Annotated in this window: 16 protein-coding genes and 2 pseudogenes; 3 read left to right on the top strand and 15 right to left on the bottom strand. The window is 39.8% G+C overall.

Annotated features, from left to right (window positions below; all coding sequences use genetic code 11):
* Positions 1-20 precede the first annotated feature (20 nt).
* Positions 21-488, bottom strand: a complete 468-nt coding sequence (locus ACQ5BJ_RS22850) for a nucleoside deaminase (protein WP_430112507.1) — start codon at positions 486-488, stop codon at positions 21-23.
* Between the two features lie 66 nt (positions 489-554).
* Entirely contained in the window at positions 555-1262 is a 708-nt protein-coding gene (locus ACQ5BJ_RS22845) for an ankyrin repeat domain-containing protein (protein ID WP_268600535.1), read from the bottom strand.
* Between the two features lie 120 nt (positions 1263-1382).
* On the opposite strand from ACQ5BJ_RS22845, the gene ACQ5BJ_RS22840 reads away from it, so the two are divergent.
* Positions 1383-2297: a LysR family transcriptional regulator gene (locus tag ACQ5BJ_RS22840; protein WP_005543041.1), complete on the top strand. Its 915-nt coding sequence runs from the start codon at positions 1383-1385 to the stop codon at positions 2295-2297.
* 145 nt (positions 2298-2442) lie between these two features.
* Here the strand turns inward: ACQ5BJ_RS22840 and ACQ5BJ_RS22835 are convergent.
* Together ACQ5BJ_RS22835 and ACQ5BJ_RS22830 are read right to left on the bottom strand one after the other, a co-directional pair.
* A pseudogene (locus ACQ5BJ_RS22835) lies at positions 2443-3267 on the bottom strand (DUF4822 domain-containing protein); the annotation flags it as partial.
* Positions 3268-3691: 424 nt separating this feature from the next.
* On the bottom strand, positions 3692-4879 hold the full coding sequence (locus ACQ5BJ_RS22830; protein WP_430112504.1) for an MFS transporter: 1188 nt from the start codon (positions 4877-4879) through the stop codon (positions 3692-3694).
* 411 nt (positions 4880-5290) lie between these two features.
* Here ACQ5BJ_RS22830 and ACQ5BJ_RS22825 point away from each other — a divergent pair, with 411 nt between their 5' ends.
* A complete protein-coding gene (locus ACQ5BJ_RS22825) occupies positions 5291-6154 on the top strand; it encodes an alpha/beta fold hydrolase (RefSeq protein WP_430112502.1) in 864 nt (287 codons plus the stop codon).
* A gap of 616 nt (positions 6155-6770) precedes the next feature.
* Here ACQ5BJ_RS22825 and ACQ5BJ_RS22820 read toward each other — a convergent pair.
* The 7 genes from ACQ5BJ_RS22820 to ACQ5BJ_RS22790 all read right to left on the bottom strand — a co-directional run bounded on the left by ACQ5BJ_RS22820 (position 6771) and on the right by ACQ5BJ_RS22790 (position 13064).
* On the bottom strand, positions 6771-7358 hold the full coding sequence (locus ACQ5BJ_RS22820; protein ID WP_430112500.1) for a zeta toxin family protein: 588 nt from the start codon (positions 7356-7358) through the stop codon (positions 6771-6773).
* Entirely contained in the window at positions 7351-7527 is a 177-nt protein-coding gene (locus tag ACQ5BJ_RS22815) for a hypothetical protein (protein WP_163976940.1), read from the bottom strand. Before ACQ5BJ_RS22815 ends, ACQ5BJ_RS22820 begins: the two co-directional genes overlap by 8 nt.
* 218 nt (positions 7528-7745) lie before the next feature.
* Positions 7746-8747 carry a hypothetical protein gene (locus tag ACQ5BJ_RS22810; protein WP_430112498.1) on the bottom strand — a complete coding sequence of 334 codons (1002 nt, stop codon included), beginning with the start codon at positions 8745-8747 and terminating at the stop codon, positions 7746-7748.
* Positions 8748-8948: 201 nt separating this feature from the next.
* Complete coding sequence (locus ACQ5BJ_RS22805) at positions 8949-9311, bottom strand: HNH endonuclease (protein ID WP_430112496.1); 363 nt, start codon at positions 9309-9311, stop codon at positions 8949-8951.
* Between the two features lie 444 nt (positions 9312-9755).
* Positions 9756-10397, bottom strand: coding sequence for a hypothetical protein (locus tag ACQ5BJ_RS22800; RefSeq protein WP_430112494.1), 642 nt, complete (start codon positions 10395-10397; stop codon positions 9756-9758).
* A gap of 404 nt (positions 10398-10801) precedes the next feature.
* Positions 10802-12082, bottom strand: coding sequence for a helix-turn-helix domain-containing protein (locus ACQ5BJ_RS22795; RefSeq protein WP_289354671.1), 1281 nt, complete (start codon positions 12080-12082; stop codon positions 10802-10804).
* A gap of 415 nt (positions 12083-12497) precedes the next feature.
* Complete coding sequence (locus ACQ5BJ_RS22790; protein WP_430112492.1) at positions 12498-13064, bottom strand: SF0329 family protein; 567 nt, start codon at positions 13062-13064, stop codon at positions 12498-12500.
* A gap of 372 nt (positions 13065-13436) precedes the next feature.
* On the opposite strand from ACQ5BJ_RS22790, the gene ACQ5BJ_RS22785 reads away from it, so the two are divergent.
* A complete protein-coding gene (locus ACQ5BJ_RS22785; protein WP_197267385.1) occupies positions 13437-13721 on the top strand; it encodes a hypothetical protein in 285 nt (94 codons plus the stop codon).
* A gap of 72 nt (positions 13722-13793) precedes the next feature.
* Here the strand turns inward: ACQ5BJ_RS22785 and ACQ5BJ_RS22780 are convergent.
* The 4 genes and pseudogenes from ACQ5BJ_RS22780 to ACQ5BJ_RS22765 all read right to left on the bottom strand — a co-directional run.
* Positions 13794-14141: pseudogene (locus ACQ5BJ_RS22780) on the bottom strand (SF0329 family protein); the annotation flags it as partial.
* A gap of 176 nt (positions 14142-14317) precedes the next feature.
* Complete coding sequence (phnX, locus tag ACQ5BJ_RS22775) at positions 14318-15136, bottom strand: phosphonoacetaldehyde hydrolase (protein ID WP_430112489.1); 819 nt, start codon at positions 15134-15136, stop codon at positions 14318-14320.
* On the bottom strand, positions 15129-16229 hold the full coding sequence (gene phnW, locus ACQ5BJ_RS22770; RefSeq protein ID WP_430112679.1) for a 2-aminoethylphosphonate--pyruvate transaminase: 1101 nt from the start codon (positions 16227-16229) through the stop codon (positions 15129-15131). Before phnW ends, phnX begins: the two co-directional genes overlap by 8 nt.
* Before the next feature lie 27 nt (positions 16230-16256).
* Positions 16257-17231, bottom strand: a complete 975-nt coding sequence (locus tag ACQ5BJ_RS22765; RefSeq protein ID WP_430112676.1) for an extracellular solute-binding protein — start codon at positions 17229-17231, stop codon at positions 16257-16259.
* Positions 17232-17245 lie beyond the last annotated feature (14 nt).

Below are 17245 nucleotides of genomic sequence, written 5' to 3'. Positions count from 1 at the left end.
TTCGCTGCAACTGTTCACGCTTATTTATGGTTTAATTCGCTCCAGCGCTCATATACCTTAATCGCATCTTCGTCTTTATGCTGAACCATAGGCAGCCTGCGTTGCTCCATCGGTTTGGAGTATTCATCATAGAACGTTTCCAATTCAAAATACTTGCGATTATCTTTATAAAATGGAGCATAATCTTCTCGTGTTGTAATATAAACCACTTTTTTAGGACTGCAATAATAAAGAGCCCCCAAACACATTGGACACGGACTCGCAAGAATATAAATTTCACAATCAGTCAAATGCTCGGTTTGCAGTTTTCTACATGCTTCTCTGATGGCAAGCACCTCTGCATGAGCTGTCGGATCATTGGTTTGCGCCACTAGATTCGGACTCTCCGCAATGATTTCTCCATCTCTAACGATCACAGTAGCAAAGGGTCTGCCGCCTTCTTCAACATTTGTAAGAGCCAATTGTATGGTACGTTTTACAAAATCCATGATAATCACCTCATGTTTTATCGTTCATTTCCAAACCCTCTTTAAGCACGATAAAGCATAAGAGGGTTACGCCCCCGCTTCGATTAATAGGTCAGCAATTTCTTGGAATCCTTTTTGCTGTGCATGCATTAAGGGGGTGATCCCATTTCCATCCCCAATATTCACATCGGCGCCATGGTTAACTAACAGTTGTACGATTTTTCGATGCTTCTCTCCGCCGTCGCCTAGAATGACCGCTTCCAACAATGCCGTCCAGTGCAAGTTATTGATGTGGTTGACGTCGATGCCTGAACGACTAAGCAGTTCTTGAACAACCTCGACATGTCCGCGTTCCGAAGCAGGAATCAGCGCTGTTCCCCCGAACCGGTTCGTAAGTTTCGGATCGGCACCGGCATCAAGCGCGAGTTTGACGATTTCGAGAAGTCCTTCCGCTCCAGCATATAGGAGGACATTATTTAAGTTGGCGTCGCGAATGTTAATGTCCGCACCCTTTTGAATAAGCGCCTTTACCGTATCTGCTTTATTGTTATAAGTTGCTGCCACGACAGCCGTTCTTCCGCGTCCATCCGTTGCATTGATGTCTGCTCCGTCTTGAAGCAGCTTCAGAACGTTATCGGTATCCCCTTCCTCTGCTGAAAAAATCAATTTCTGGTTCATCCATTCCACCTTCTTTTCATCAGACTTTGATTCCTTTGATAAACGCTTTGAAGAGCCGGAATCGGTTTGACACCCAGCCAGTAAGACAACCATTACAATCAGCAAGAGACGGGACATCGTTCGGCCTCCTTTATCGTTCTTTGCCAATATGCTAACATGAAGGGGATCAAACGAAAAATATATAATAAATAAGTTATATATATGTTTTTCATATATGAGAAAGGAGTCTTTGCAACGATGGATATCAGACAGCTTCGCTATTTTATTGCGATTGTGGAGGAAAGAAGCATATCAGCCGCAGCGAGAAGACTCCATATTTCTCAACCGCCTTTAAGCCAACAATTGAGGGCAATGGAAGAGGAGCTTGGCGCGATATTGTTGGAAAGAAACGGGAAATACATGGAAGTAACGGATGCAGGAAGAACCTTATATTCCTATGCCTTGCAAATGGATCAATTAATGCAAGAGGCTAAAATGGAAGTGACTGAGGTCGAAAATGGGGTAAACGGCAAATTGACGATGGGTGTAAATACGTTTTCGGTTGCTGATTTGCCTGAAATCCTACATCAATTTCAAAAGCACTATCCAAAGGTAACGTACAAAATCCAACAAAATGAGTCCGCTCATCTTTGTCAGTTAGTCCGAGATCGGGCTATCGAATTGGCATTCATACGATTGCCGCTTGAATTGGACGATTTCTCAGTTCTTCATCTGTATACCGAACCGTTTTATTTGATTACATCCCAGAAACAGAAACGGTTTGAACATGAAGTAACGCTCGCGGACATAACTAACGAGCGGCTCCTATTGCCAAGCACACAGGGATTAGGTGTACACTATTTAATTTTGGAGGCATACTCAAGGCTTAATATGCATCCCCCCGTTGTCGGCGAATGTTCCGACATAGCGCTTTTGATGGAGTTGGTTTCCACTGACTTTTGTTCGTCGATCGTTCCGGAAACATTGCTTCATCGGCATAAAGGGGTTCCGATTCATGCGCACAAAATTTCTTCTACAGTTGGGATGTCTTCTCCGCTTGGGTTAATATGGCTGAAAAATCACCGCTTATCCAACACGGCCCGGAATTTTATCGATTTATTCAAAAAAGAAGGAAGGTATCTGCAGCATCATGCGCATAAGGAAATGGATTGATTGATTCAAGCCCTATTATAGAGTCCAATTTTTTGTGGAATGCGGAAATCAAAAAAAAGACCCTCGGATCCTAACGATCCGGGATCTTTTTGATCATTTTCAAACGAATGAATTCACTTCATTGAGGCAAATCGTACTGCATCATTTAAAAAGTAAATGCAGGGTTAAAATCTCCTTTATATGGCTCATGTTCAACGAATACGGTTATATCTTTGCCGTCTTTGTCTTTACCTGTTCTTTTATACGTAAATTTATTATTGTTAAGCTCGGTAATTTCAACAGCGATACCATACTTGTTCTTTCCAATAGAAACATGGGCTCTGACTTTATTGTCATGCAAAATATCAAAGTAGCCATAATCGCCACGACTTTCACCCGTATTCACATTGAAGAACTCATATTTATTCGTCTTATCGTCAAATTTAGCTAGGCTGATAAAGTTGGAATTGTATTCTGTGATCTCATTTCCCTCTTCGTCCAGAACCTTTGTTCCATGCCAAAGTGTGCTGCCCAAAATTTGATCTCCATCAACGTTTTTAACAATATCGCCAGTCGTTGTATTCCATGATTTGTCCGGCTCTGTGAAAGCAAGTTTTTTTCCTTTATACGGAACATGCTCGACGAATATTTCTACGTCGTTACCTTGAGCATCTTTACCCATTCTTTTATAGGTGAAGACATTCTTATTCAGTTCTGTCATATCGACAACTGCTTGATAATTCATCGATTCCGAGATCAGGATTCTCTTCTCTCCATCGTTAGTAAGGAAGAAGGTTCCTCTATCACCGCGGCTTGCACCGGTTTTTGCATCGAAGAATTCATATCTTCCGGTTTTTGCTTCATATTTGGCCAGGCCAATGAAGTTGGCATTTTCCTTAGTCAGGTCATGATGATCTTTATCATATACTCTTGTACCCTGCCAGTCCGTGCCGCTCAGAATGTCAGCCATTTCCTGACCTTTGGTAAGCTTGGCGTTTGGTGCGAGAACTGCTTTATGCGCTTTGTTCAACAGATATGCGACTTCACCACGCTTTGCTTTGCCGCCTTCATAACCTTGCATGACACGAAGATTGGAAAATTCGATCATAGCCTGTTGGATTTCTTCTGTAGAGAGTTTCACAGAAGCAGCATCTGCTTGCAACACGCCAAATGGAAGAGCTGTTACTCCCAACGACGCCGCCAGCATCAGAGAAGCCAGCTTTGTAGAATATTTATTCATAATTTTTTCCTCCTTTACCTTTCTTGATCAATATGCTATCACCAAGAAAACCAAATGGAAAATATATTATTAATTAGTTTTCTATATGTTTTCCATATAGGATAAAGGAGTTTATATAGCAATGGATCGTAGACAGCTTTTCTATTTTATTGCGATTATGGAGGAAAGGAGCACATCAGACGTGTTGAGAAGACTTTATATTTCTCAATCGACTCCCCGTGAAGATACTGCTCACGAGCAGTACGAGTCCGCCAAACAGATAGGGCAATTTGAAGTGGACTTCAAACAAAATACCTGCCAACATCGGTCCAAATATCGTACCGAGACTCGTATACGCATTATTCATCCCTGCCACAAACCCTTGCTCATTCCCAGCCACTCTCGACAGCAGCGTATTGATCGTAGGGCGCAAAATATTATTGAACGTAAAGAATAACATCGTGAATGCCATGACATAGAAGAAATGACCAGAGAATAATAGGAATACAAGGGATACCGCTGATAACAACAACATGGCAACAATAACCTGCTTTTCCCCAAAACGTCGTGTAATCCGGTCGGTCAGTAACAGTTGATTTAGCGTACCGATGAGCGAACATACCGTTAGTAGTATAGCGATTTGAGCCGTCGTGAATCCGTACACCTGTACGACAAAGAGCGGAAAAATCGCTTCAAAATGCGTCAGACCGAAGGTCATCGTGAAAACAATGAGTAGCATGACAAAATAGCGAGACCGAACCGAAAGCACGATTTGACGGAACACATTGTCCCTCTTTTCCTCCACTTGACGACGCATCTGGCGAATGTTCGCCGACACCGATTCAGGCAATCCCCAGAGGCTGCAAACCATTGCCAGCACTCCTACACATGCGGATACATAGAACGGCATCTTGATTCCCCATTCCGCAAGCAATCCACCGACACCCGGTCCGATAATAAACCCAGATGTCATCGACGCACCTAACCATGACATCGACTTGCTGCGCTGATCATCTGCTGTAATGTCAGCAATATACGCAATAATGGACGGGATTAAGGCTGCTGAGCCTATTCCACCAATCAATCGCGATGCGAATAATAAAGTTAGATCACTTGCAAACGCTGCAAGCAGATTAGAGAGTGCGAACAAGACCAAACCTATGAGAATCATTGGTTTACGGCCGTATCGATCTGACAAATTGCCTGCAATGGGTGAGAATAGAAACTGGGTCAGGCCGAAGCAGGAGACCAAATATCCTGCGGCCTGTCCGCTTGCCGAAAACTCCTCAAGAAGTTCCGGCACGATCGGAATGACAAGTCCCATACTTAAATTAGCGAGAAACATGTTCAACAGCAGTAGTGGAAACGCAGACTTAGTTAACATTGATGACCACCTATATCGAATTGATAAAAATTACGAGTCGGGAACCCTGAATGCTACCCTTCTCTATTTGCATTTGTATATGTTAGCATGCGGCTATCGTCAATAAAAATATGAAAAACATATAGGGACTTAATATTTTCGATATACATAACATCCTTTGTGGATTTTGACAGTTCATCATTGTTTGATTGATGTAATTCGAGGGAACATGCCAGCCTACCAGTATGTCGATCAAAGTTAATTATTTACAACCGCAATCATATAGGTTACTTTCAATCTATGTTACTTATAACTTAGTGTAGTTATGTCAATCCAATCAGCAATATCAGGCTTACTGAGTAGGAAGCCCTCAACAGGTGATCAACCAAACAAGATTTTGAGGATTCAAAATAGAAAGAAAGGAGAGATATCATGGAGAATATATATAAGTCAGAAGTAGGCAAACGAGAAGTTTTAGGACAGTACCGAAAAATACTTGCTAGCTGGCCAGTGGAAAACCACCAATACGAAGTTGGGACTAGTTTCGGATCGACTTTTGTCATTGAGTCAGGGTCAAAAGACAATCCCCCACTGATTCTCCTGCATGGAAGCGTATCGAATTCTTTCACTTGGTATGATGATGTAGCCTCTCTTTTACAAACACACAATGTTTATGCAATCGACATTATTGGAGAAGCAGGATTATCAGCAGCAAGCCGACCAAGCTACGAAAGCGGTGCGTATGCGCTATGGTTGAATGAAACCATACATGCACTTGGATTAAGCTCCTGTTCCATTATAGCTATGTCATTAGGCGGCTGGATGGCATTGAGCTTCGCTACCACTTATCCGGAGAAGGTAGATAAGTTGGTTTTGCTTTGTCCCGGAGGGCTTGCACATGAAAAAGCCAGTTTCCTATGGAGAGCAATCTTTTTCTCTCTTCTTGGAAAATGGGGGCAGTTGCAAACACTTAAATTAGTGGGTGCCGGTCATATTTTTTCATCATCGTTATCCGGATTGGAAGTAGATCTTACATTCATATCACTAATATTCAAAAATTTCAAACCGCGAACTGCAAAAATGCCGCTATTTAGTAATCAGTCCCTTTCACAATTAACGATGCCGATTCTGATGCTTTTTGGCGATTCTGATCAATTAATACCTGCCAGCAAAAGTATGAATCGAATTAAACAATTTGCACCACAAGCTGAGATCGAGCTCCTGCCGGATACGGGCCACCTCATTGTCAACCAAACAGATAGGATACTACAATTCTTGAACCTCCAAGACAGTTGATAGGTTATGCAAACAATAAAAGGGTTTCCCGACATCAGTACCTCCCGCCTAACAGCCGAGAAACTCTATGTCTGGAAACCCTTTGTTTATAGGCATTTTCAGCCTTCTATTTAGCTACCTTTGACATCAATACTGCGCACAGCGTTGAAGAAGAAACTATAAAAAGCCATTCATTCCACCAAATATCCTACCGAGAACATTAAAATATATGAAAAAAAGAGATAATCCAATCGTTATAAAAAGCGTCAAAAACAAATGTGTGCCTTTTTTTACGATAGAGAGAAACAAAATTTCTTCGTACTTGATTTAATAGGAGCTCTAATCCTTGCTAACTTGTTGGATATCTCCATGATCTGATATTATACCTCCCAATTATATTCGAACTGCAAAAAGCTTTAGAAGCAAGAAAAGACCTGAACGAAAAGTTTCAAGTCTTTAAGGTTTATCCAAAAATTGAAGTGTTCGAGGTAGATAGATTAGTCATTATAATCTCCCCCCTCTCAGATTAGATACAGTTTATTGAACTGTATCTTTTCCTTCAAGTCTCACTGAACACTCCGCATGTGTCGTCTTGGGAATAGGAACATGATCACTCCTGTATATCATACGACCTCAATCACTTCAAACATCTCTTTTCAACTTGTTCTACCCAACCTGGAATTGAATCTAAGCGATGTGTAATTGAGCCATGGCTAATCTGAAGCACCATATCACCTTTATCGCTACTGTTATCAATGACAATTAGATGATCGATTAGGTGCATGTTGTTAAGTAAATTCTGAATTGAAGTGTCATGCCTTCTGATAATGTCCTCAGTTGGAATATGATGTCCGCCATTTCTAACTCGCGCTGCAACTCGTTCTATATTTAAATGATAATCACCCAAACCTACATAAAACATCGTAATTTCAAACTTATTGGCCTTAGCATCCCGCATGAGACGAATGGCGTTGCCACCTGCCAATGTAGTTTCAACCGAAAAGTCTCTACCATGACGAATACAGTCTCTAGCCAATTTGATGGCCTCTTTGCCTGCAGATACTTTTCGGCTTTCAGGATGCAAAGAATCTATCCCTCGTGCCAAAGCATCCGGATCAATGTTCACACTGATTCCTAGTCGATCAACGATCAGATTTCGAATCGTACTTTTACCGCTGCCATTATTACCAGCAAATATATACATAATTGGCGTTGGTTCATGCATGAGAAGCATCCGAATTGACAACAGGAACAATATCCCCATTGTTATATTCCTTCACAATTTGACCTTCTATGGTTTTGTATACAATGTAAGTGTCATTAGCTTTTGCGTCCAGCTTGGCACGATCTCCGGTGAGCTTAATAAGCTTCTCTAAATATTTAAATTTATCCATGGGCTTCACCTTCCTATCATCAGTATCGACGTCTAAATTAAATTATAACACAGCAGAACGATTTGACTTCACACCTTGATTGCATGTCAGTATTCTTCACCCGCAATTCTTAATAAAACAATCTTCGTTATCCAATTCAACTTGGCTTAACAACTTGAAAATTTAGTGAGAAGAGATATTTTTATTCTCCAAACACATCTCATCTCATTTTCGGGTTATCATAGAATTGAAGCAGGCTTACGTTTTCTAAAGTCTAATAGGGATATATTTATGTACAATTGTATTGTGTCAGTATAAACATGTTCTCTAATGAATCGCATACTTTTATCGTACTCATCATCTGTGAAACAAGCAATTAAATAAAAAGCATTCTTATATTTGGTAGATCGCATATATTCCGTTAATTGCTTTTCATATCCTTTTTTTAAATAAGAACTGCTTGCCCTCTTTATTTCTACTAGAACCTTTTCATCTTCGTTACTATTTTTATATAACTTAAAATCAACTTTCCCATTTCCCAATGCAGCCTCTCTAGTAATTTCTACTTCCTGATTATAAAAGTAAGCATCCATTATATTTTCTAAAATTAGCTGTATACGTTCTTCTTTTACTGGAACATCGTTCTCCCAAAATAATTTATATAAATTTCCGTAATGTATTCTTTCTGTGATATATTCCAACATTGAAGAAACTTCACCGGTAAGTTTAATATGCTTTGTTTTATATTGCTCTTGAATATCAAGAGGGAGTAATTCAAAATAGTAGTCTATGTTAATACCCAATCTTTCTTCTATGATTGTCTTTCCAAGTTTACGATTATTATATACAGAATCAATAAACAGAAAGTCTGTATCTGTAAACAAAGAATCTGAATAATAAAAGATATCGTAAAAGTGACTCTCATGTTCTTCTATGGAAAACTCACAACATTCTTCAAATTCTGCTTGACTAGCTTCTTGAATTAATAAATGACATCTTTCATCAAAATAAATTTGATTAAACTCCGGCAATTCCTTTTGCAAATCTGCCATATAATCAATGAATTTATACAAAACAAATTCATGAATCGCATTCATTTGATGATAAAATGTGTCTCCTGTCCAGTAGTATAATTCTTCAAGTGTTTTTACACATTTATGATATTTTTCTCTGTATAAATACTTTGGGAGAATTTCTTCAATTATATCCCCAATATCCGTTTCTTCATTAAATACTTCCACCTTTAAAAAATGGTGAACTATATAATTATATACGTCTTGGTAACCAGTCTCAAACAGAATCAGCTAATTACCTCCCTTCAATTACCCCGCCCTATTTATTACCTGATCTGCTCCAAAAGCAAATTCTTTACTTCAAGCGCTTGTTATGTCTCAGTTCGCAAACAATTTAATTAAGTTTCTTCATACTTTTTCAACGAAATTCTAAATACCGGCCAATGTTGCAGAATTTAGATACGGCTGTCCAAAATGATATGTTGTATTTAGAAGCTGCTCTCCTACGATTCGATTAAACTTACTAACATCGATTATGCTTCTATCTTCCAATTCCTGTTCTACGGATTTCCCATATATGAATTCATATTCCTTCATCCCTTGTTTCAACCAAAATGTATCATAAAATGACGTACTATATGCTCGAAGCCAATCCCACATGATATCCTTATCTGCAATATTCGGATTCTCTAAATGACATCTGTGACATAGCAGTATAAGATTTGAATCCTCATCTTTACCACCCAAAGCTTCAGGAACAATATGACAACGTTCTAGTGAATTTTCGTACATAACAACATTTGTATGAAAATGAAATATTTGATTTGATTCTTATCACTTCCGGTGCTTCATGCCTCTTATTGTAGCCACAATCCAAACTATAGCTAAAATGTATGCAATAATATCTGTGATCAAGTAGTTCATTTTAAGCAAAACAAAGAAAGTGACAATAAACAATATTGGGAGAAGGATAGCTATGGCAGTGACTAGCCTTTTACAATTTTTGTCTTCCAAACTCTCTTACCACATTAAATCTTCTTTTTTTTGCCGGTGATCTTATCTATAATGAACATAAATACACAGAACAAAAGGGACATAATCAACATGTCTAGTATAGTTACACCCGAGTCACTTTTTATGACAAAGAACATAATAATCTGTAAAATCAAAGATATCACAAAAAGTGATATGTATCTAATGCTATTCATGCAACACCATTCCCTTCGATGAGTAACTTTACTGTCCTATGCAACGGACACTAAACCAAGCCAAACTAGCAGCAAGTCCTACAACTCCGCCTTTAATTGCATTTTTTCCGATGATTTTGATGATTTCAACGGCTAACTTATCCCACAATTTCTTTTCGATCATTTCTGTCATTGCGCCAGTTAAAAGACCGATTCCTGTAAAGTCAATAATTTGGTTGGCAACACAAGATCCCCATGAAGCCGTGGAAAATCCCCCATCTTCTGGATGAGGCACTCCCTTTAGGTTATTTGCTGTTAGTTGCTCACCGTTTGCAAGCTTAACAAATGCCGAGATGGTTGCAACATTATCAGATCCGAACTTCTGAGCAATTTCCCCCTCATTCAATACATACTTGCCGTCTTTTTTCACAGATGCCTCTTCAAAAATGAATTTCAGGTCAGATGCTACTTGAGCTGATTCCAAATACTCAGCCGGAACGATATCACGTACATCAGCATCTTTCACAGTAGTGCCCATCATGCTAAACTTGTCTTCGCCAATTTCGATCATGTGACCTTGATTTTGTGACCCCACTTGCCGTTTTGATTCTGATGCTGCAACAGCCATCGGTGCAAACATCGAAAATGCCATACTCACACTTAACAACGTTCCGATCCATTTTCTCTTCAAACAACTCGCCTCCATATTTTATTGGAGAAGATTACCCTCTATACATGGAAGGACTCTGTATCACGATAAACTACATACGCAACTGTATGTAATGATACATCATCTATTTCTAAGGTGATTTAAAGAGTACCCTCACGTAGCGAGTATATAATATGTTGCATATATTCCATATTTTAGTGATTTGAGAAACAAAAAGTAAAAGCAAGCAGCTTTTTGGGTGCTTACGCTATGCTTATACTATATCACCAAGGGAAAACTCCCTTTTAAGTGATTACGAGCCGATAATCCACGGCGCGCCGCCTCCAAATTGTGCTACAGTAACACCTGTGATAGCCAGTGAAACAATAATACGAGCAGCCTTATAAAAAATAATTTTTTTCATGTTGTCTATCTCCTTTTCTGAATTATTTGCTCAACATATTCAGGGCTGTTCTTAACTTTTGAATCACTACATTAGTTGTTTCAACATCACCATTAGCAGCATCTGTCATCAACCCTAATACCTCATAAGCTTTCCTATCTAATGAAATTTTCTTATATTCTAATGCGCTTTGAATATAGCTGTCGAAAGCTTCTTCAATGTTTTCTTTTTGTAGCAAATCCCCTTTAAGCTTATAGTAATGAGCAAGTTTTGAACGTTTGTCAGGAGTAGTACGATAATCTTCAATGGATCTTGTCATTTCGTTTTCATAGGTAATCAATTTTTCCGCTGCGGTGTAATTTTGTTTGAAAAGATATAAATCCATTAGCATAGTTACTGAATAGATGAGATTATATTCGGAGTGATTTTGCAAGTAATTTTCAAGTTGTAAAATGCCAAAATCGATATTTCCTGTTTTTGCACGTAAACATCCATTCATCAAATCAATGTTGTCTTTAATATAGGGGAAAGAATATTTGTTATACTCACTAAGGTATTTTTGACTATTCTCGTAGGCACCGAGATAATAATAGCAATTACAAATGTTGAAAAGTGCATTAGCCTTATATTCTTCAGTTATTGTATTATCATTATCAACAACATATTCGCTAAATCTTATTGAATTGTCATAATGCATTAAGCTGAAAGCATGAACTCCTAATGAATAATAAAGTGTAATTTTTTCAATATCGTTTAAAAAACTTTCGTAGTTCAAAATATAATGGCCTGATTGGTACGTTTCCTCCAATCTACTGAAATCATTCCGTTCGATCATATATTTTTTGTACAATCCTTTTGCAATATAGGGCATTATTCCATGTGAGCGTGAGTAGTCGATGATGAGGTTATACAGAGATAGTTTAATAGAGGTATCTTCTATGGAGTCGATGTGTTGATATAGCTTCTCGGTTAAGTCAATGCTGTCTTCGTTCGGAGATTCAAGGTATTTGTTCGTAACTTTCCTAATTAGTTCAGCACTACTTCCTTCTGCAATCGCTGTTTGAAGCATGCCCAGCAATATTTCAGCCCTTTTCTCAATCTCAGCATAATAATCAATCAATGTTTCAAAGGGGATACCCAATGCTGTTGCCAACGGATATGCGGTCGAAAATTCTGGTCGTTTTACATCGCCGTTCTCAATTCTAGATATCGTACCTTTGTTAATGCCTGACAGCTCTGATAACTGCGTTAATGTCATATTCGATGCACGTCTAGTGTCTTGGATAAGTTCTCCGATTGCTTTTATGATCGGCGCTGCCTTCAATATCAGCCCTCCTTCTCCTGAAATAATATCCTATATTTTACCATGTTATGAATGGTGTGTAAATTGAGCGTTATTCTGAGGTGAACATAACTTAAAAGGAGCGAGAAAATAAACTGGTATCCATAGACTGGACACTTTAGAAAGAAAGATGTTCAGGCTGTGAGTATCTTTCGTATTCTCACATCCAATGCGCAGCCTTTTCACCACGAACGACCTTACCTTTTGTTTAGACAGTTCATAAAAAAATGGGATCTGTTGATAAAATTTGAATCGTTGTTTACCTCTAATTCAGTAAAAGGACATTAAAGAAGACGCCTAGGAATTTCCTGACGTCTTCTGATTACTTGGGCTGATCTCCGATCAATTTTCACATCAATTATGTTCTTCGAACAACCCTGACACCACATATTTATTATTATAACGTACTACGCCGTAGTTCATAAAAATATTGCACAATGGGATGCTTTACCTTCATCTTCTCAGCCATGTTTAAAATCCGCTTTTTTCCAACTCGTCTATCCACCAAAGCCAGAATATTCAATAAGATATCATCGCTCTCTATGCTTTCCTCTATAGAAATGGATAAAAACTTACTTGCTGCAACGATAAAATTTGATTTACTTAATGATGACTGTGCTGACAAAAGCTCTTTTGCATATCCGGACATTTTTCTACTTCTAGCAATTACGATTAGACGATCCTCGGGAGCACCCTTGGTATCCTTTCTAACCGCTTCAATTTCTTCATTGCTGATCGGAATTTGGATATCTGAATCATTCTTAATTTCCTGCTCCGTCTGATACCATTTGATCAAGCTCGTTTTATCACTCATATTGAATACATTCTTTTTATCTACCGAAATATAACAAATACCTGCTTTATCAGGTGAATAACGGTAACCTGTTGCTCGGTATTCAACCCTTCCATGTAACGCAGGACAGAGAAAGCTCTCCAGTTGTTGCTTCAATTTGCTCCAGGACATGTAATCCCCCTATATTCTACTAGAATTCCTTCCCCCATATTATCACATCTTTATTCGATTTTTAGTACGTGTATATTGCGAATGTCCGAAAAGGCTGGACAATAAAACGAATAAATTGTTATTCGATTATTACAAGCAATGCAACGATACGTATAAACAACGACAAACAAATAAAGGGCCTTCTCAATTAAACACGATACGGTGATACACGTGTGTACAACATCCCAACCACTTCCCCTTCACACTTGCTGCTACAATAAAATACGACCCACACGAAAAGGCAGGCTTTATTTATAGATGATTGATTTTTGCAGAGAGATTATGCCATTATTAAACAAGGATCTGCTGTAACATTACTAAGGAGGGATGATTTTGACGACAGGATACACAAAGTTTGTGCCAATTAATTTGAAGGCTGTGGTCACAAGTGTAGATTTAGTTGCGAAACAAGTCTCCACAGATATTTTTTTTCAAGGGAGTTGGATTGCTGCACTTACAATAAATTTAGCTGAAAATACTATACACAAGATTGGAAGTTTCGACGAAGTGAACAAACAATTTGGACTGAATGAAGAGTTTATTGTCATGAGGATTCAAGACAGGGTTGTTTCAATTATTGAAAACGGCACTACTAATCCTAAGGACTTTCCGATTTAATTTTTTGTGCTTATGATCACCACATTAGGAATATAGCACCACAACATTATGTCAAATACTTAATGATGACTAAGCCGACAAAAGCTCTTTTGCATATCCGGACATTTTTCTACTTCTAGCAATTACGATTAGACGATCCTCGGGAGCACCCTTGGTATCCTTTCTAACCGCTTCAATTTCTTCATTGCTGATCGGAATTTGGATATCTGAATCATTCTTAATTTCCTGCTCCGTTTGGTACCATTTAATTAAGCTAGTTTTATCACTCATATTGAATACATTCTTTTTATCTACCGAAATATAACAAATGCCTGCTTTATCAGGTGAATAACGGTAACCTGTTGCTCGGTATTCAACCCTTCCATGTAACGCAGGACAGAGAAAGCTCTCCAGTTGTTGCTTCAATTTGCTCCAGGACATGTAATCCCCCTATATTCTACTAGAATTCCTTCCCCCATATTATCACATCTTTATTCGATTTTTAGTACGTGTATATTGCGAATGTCCGAAAAGGCTGGACAACAAAAAGCCGCCTCCCTTATTGGAGAGGCAGCTCGTTCAATTCCAACCCCGTACTCAACCCATTCCATGTTCCTTTATTTCAAACACCCCGGTCTCTTTCCATCTGAGATCAACTGATTGATCGCTTCGATTAATTGCGGAAGCTCACGCATCGTACTAATTGTAAAATCTGCACCATATTGCATAAAGTTTTGCTTCGTCTTCGAGATCATCTCGGCTTTTTCTGCCTCGGACAGGCCTTCGAATTGCGCTTGGCTGAGTCCCATCTCGGAACTGCCGACAGCAACACCAACCGACCACACTCCAGCATGGACTCCCTCTTTCACATCCGATGCCGTATCGCCCACTTTGACCACTTTCCAGCATGCGGAGAGCTTAAGCTCCTCCATATTGCGATGGATCATGTAAGGATATGGTCTGCCATAAGAATTCGTTTCACTAGGTGTGACCAGATGATCGGGACTGTACCCCTTTTCCTTCGCGATAGGTACGATCACATCCATCATCGTGCGGGTATAGCCTGTTGTAGAGCCAAACTTCAATCCTTGCGCTCGCAAGGTTTCGATGGTATCCACTACACCTGGAATCGGATCTGTGTATTCAGCTAGTGAGGACATTAACGCAGGCTCAAATGCCGCATAGAGCTGCTCCACATCCTGTTCTGTAAATGGCTTCCCATATTGGTCTTCCCATAATGCCGAAACTCTGGGCATCGACAGCATCGCCCGAATATGATCGATTTTCAGCATCCCCATAGGTGTTCTAGCCTCATCCATTGTCACCTCGATACCTGCCTGCTTGAAGATATCGATGAATACATTCACAGGTGCAAAACATCCGAAATCGATGGCCGTACCCGCCCAATCCAATATGATTCCTTCTACTTTATTCATGGTTGCAATGCTCCTTCATATATTGCTCAATAATACGGCATAACTCATCAATGTCTTCCTCATAGATTTCCCCGATGTTCCCAATACGGAACGTATCCAAATTCGTCAACTTCCCTGGATAAATAACATAGCCTCTTGCTTTCACATATTGATAGAATTCGGCGAATTGAAATTGTTCGTTTGGAAACAGAAAGGTCGTAATAATTGGCGACTGGTAGTCCGCTTTAATGTAAGCTGTCATGCCAACCTTCGCAAGTCTCTCCCTGAGCAGCAGGTTATTGTGCTGATAGCGAGCTTGTCTTGCTGCGACTCCACCTTCTTCTTGCAGTTCATCCAATGCCTTGGAGAATGCAGCAACGACATGAGTTGGTGAGGTAAAACGCCATTTCCCGTCCTTGTCCATACACTTCCATTGATCATACAAATCAAGAGCCAAGCTGCGCGCAATCCCTTGACATTGCTGCAATTGATCAAGCTTAGCAATAACAAAACCAAAGCCAGGAACACCTTGAATGCATTTGTTCGCACTGCTGATTACATAATCAATATGAAGACCAGCAACATCGATCTCAATACCGCCAAAGCTGCTCATCGCATCCACAATGAACGTTTTTCCATAAGCTTTTGCCAGCTTCGAGACCCTATCAATCGGATTCAGTATCCCTGTAGTTGTCTCGCAGTGAACCATTGCAATATGCGTAATCTCTGGATCAGCTTCAAGCATGACCCCCAGTTCCGTCATATCCGGATACTTATCATAGTCTGCCTTATGCTCGACATACGACAGCCCTATCACTTGTGCCATCTGTATCATGCGTTCCCCATAAGCGCCGTTGGAGATGATTAGAACCTTATGTTCGGGAGCAATCACGGATGTCATCACCGATTCTACGGCAAAGGTTCCGCTGCCCTGCATCAATACAACTGTATACTGCTCCGAATCCACTCCTGCAATCGTCAATAACTGGGATCTTATTTTCTGCGTAATCGATTTATAGTCATCATCCCACGTGCAGCGATCAAGCAACATTTCATGCTTAACGGATTGGGTCGTCGTCAACGGTCCTGGGGTCAATAATTTGTAGTTATTCATCATGATCCCTCCCCCTATTGTTATGAATTATTTAGCATCTTTAAAAAACTGCTGATGTTCCTTCAATAACTCTACGGTTAATGGCTGATCGAACTTCATCGGGTTCGTTGGCTTATTGACCGCATCTGTGGACTCCCCTTTGTACAAGGCAACAGGATAGTTCGTAATCAAATCTTTTCTTGCATCCTTACTAATCGTCTCCGCCATTTTCATGGCAAGATCCGTCACTTCGTTGTTCTTATTGATAACTGCAATGGACTCTGTCAACGAATAATTCCCTTCGATAGGATCAATATAATCAATCGGAGCTCCTTTTTCGTGTGCACGTACCGCCTGATGACGGAGTCCAAATCCAGCAGCTACTTCTCCCGCTTCAACTTTCTTAATCGGCCCGGAACCGGATTTTTCTATATGCTGGCCTGCATTGGCAATGAGATCATGGAGTACAATCTTCCCTTCCTCCGGTCCATAAGCACTGATGATAGCCTGTATAAGCAGCCAAGCTGTAGAGGAATCGAATACATTTGGAATCGACACCAAATCCTTATATTCAGGCTTCGTTAAATCTTTGATCGATTGGGGAGCCTGCAGCCCTTTTTGCTTCAACACTTCCGTATTCACAAAGATAGATCCTGTATTTGCCAAAATAGGCGTGTAGTAGGACGGATACGAATCCATAGCTCCTGTTTCAAATGTTAAGTCTTTATACATCTTGTATTGGCTCTGTGAACTGTCTAGGAAATACGAGCTCATGGTCACAAGATCGGCCTCAATCTTATCCCCTTCAGCCATCAGCTTGCCGCCTAATTCTGACGTCCCCATCGATTGGAGTTGATACTGTCCTTCATAGCCTGCGGATTTCAGTGCAGACTCCATCGCTGTTACGGCTTCTTCATCTGCGTTGGTGTAGATAATCACTTGCTTCGATTCCTTTGCACTGCCAGCACCACAGCCTGCCAATACCACCAACATGCTTATTGCCATTAATGACAAGAGCACCATCCTGGATCTTTTTG

It is taken from the genome of Paenibacillus sp. B1-35, assembly GCF_050474385.1.
GTDB classification, from domain to species: Bacteria; Bacillota; Bacilli; order Paenibacillales; family Paenibacillaceae; genus Paenibacillus_B; species Paenibacillus_B alvei.
This window is presented reverse-complemented; position numbering and strand designations above follow the sequence as displayed.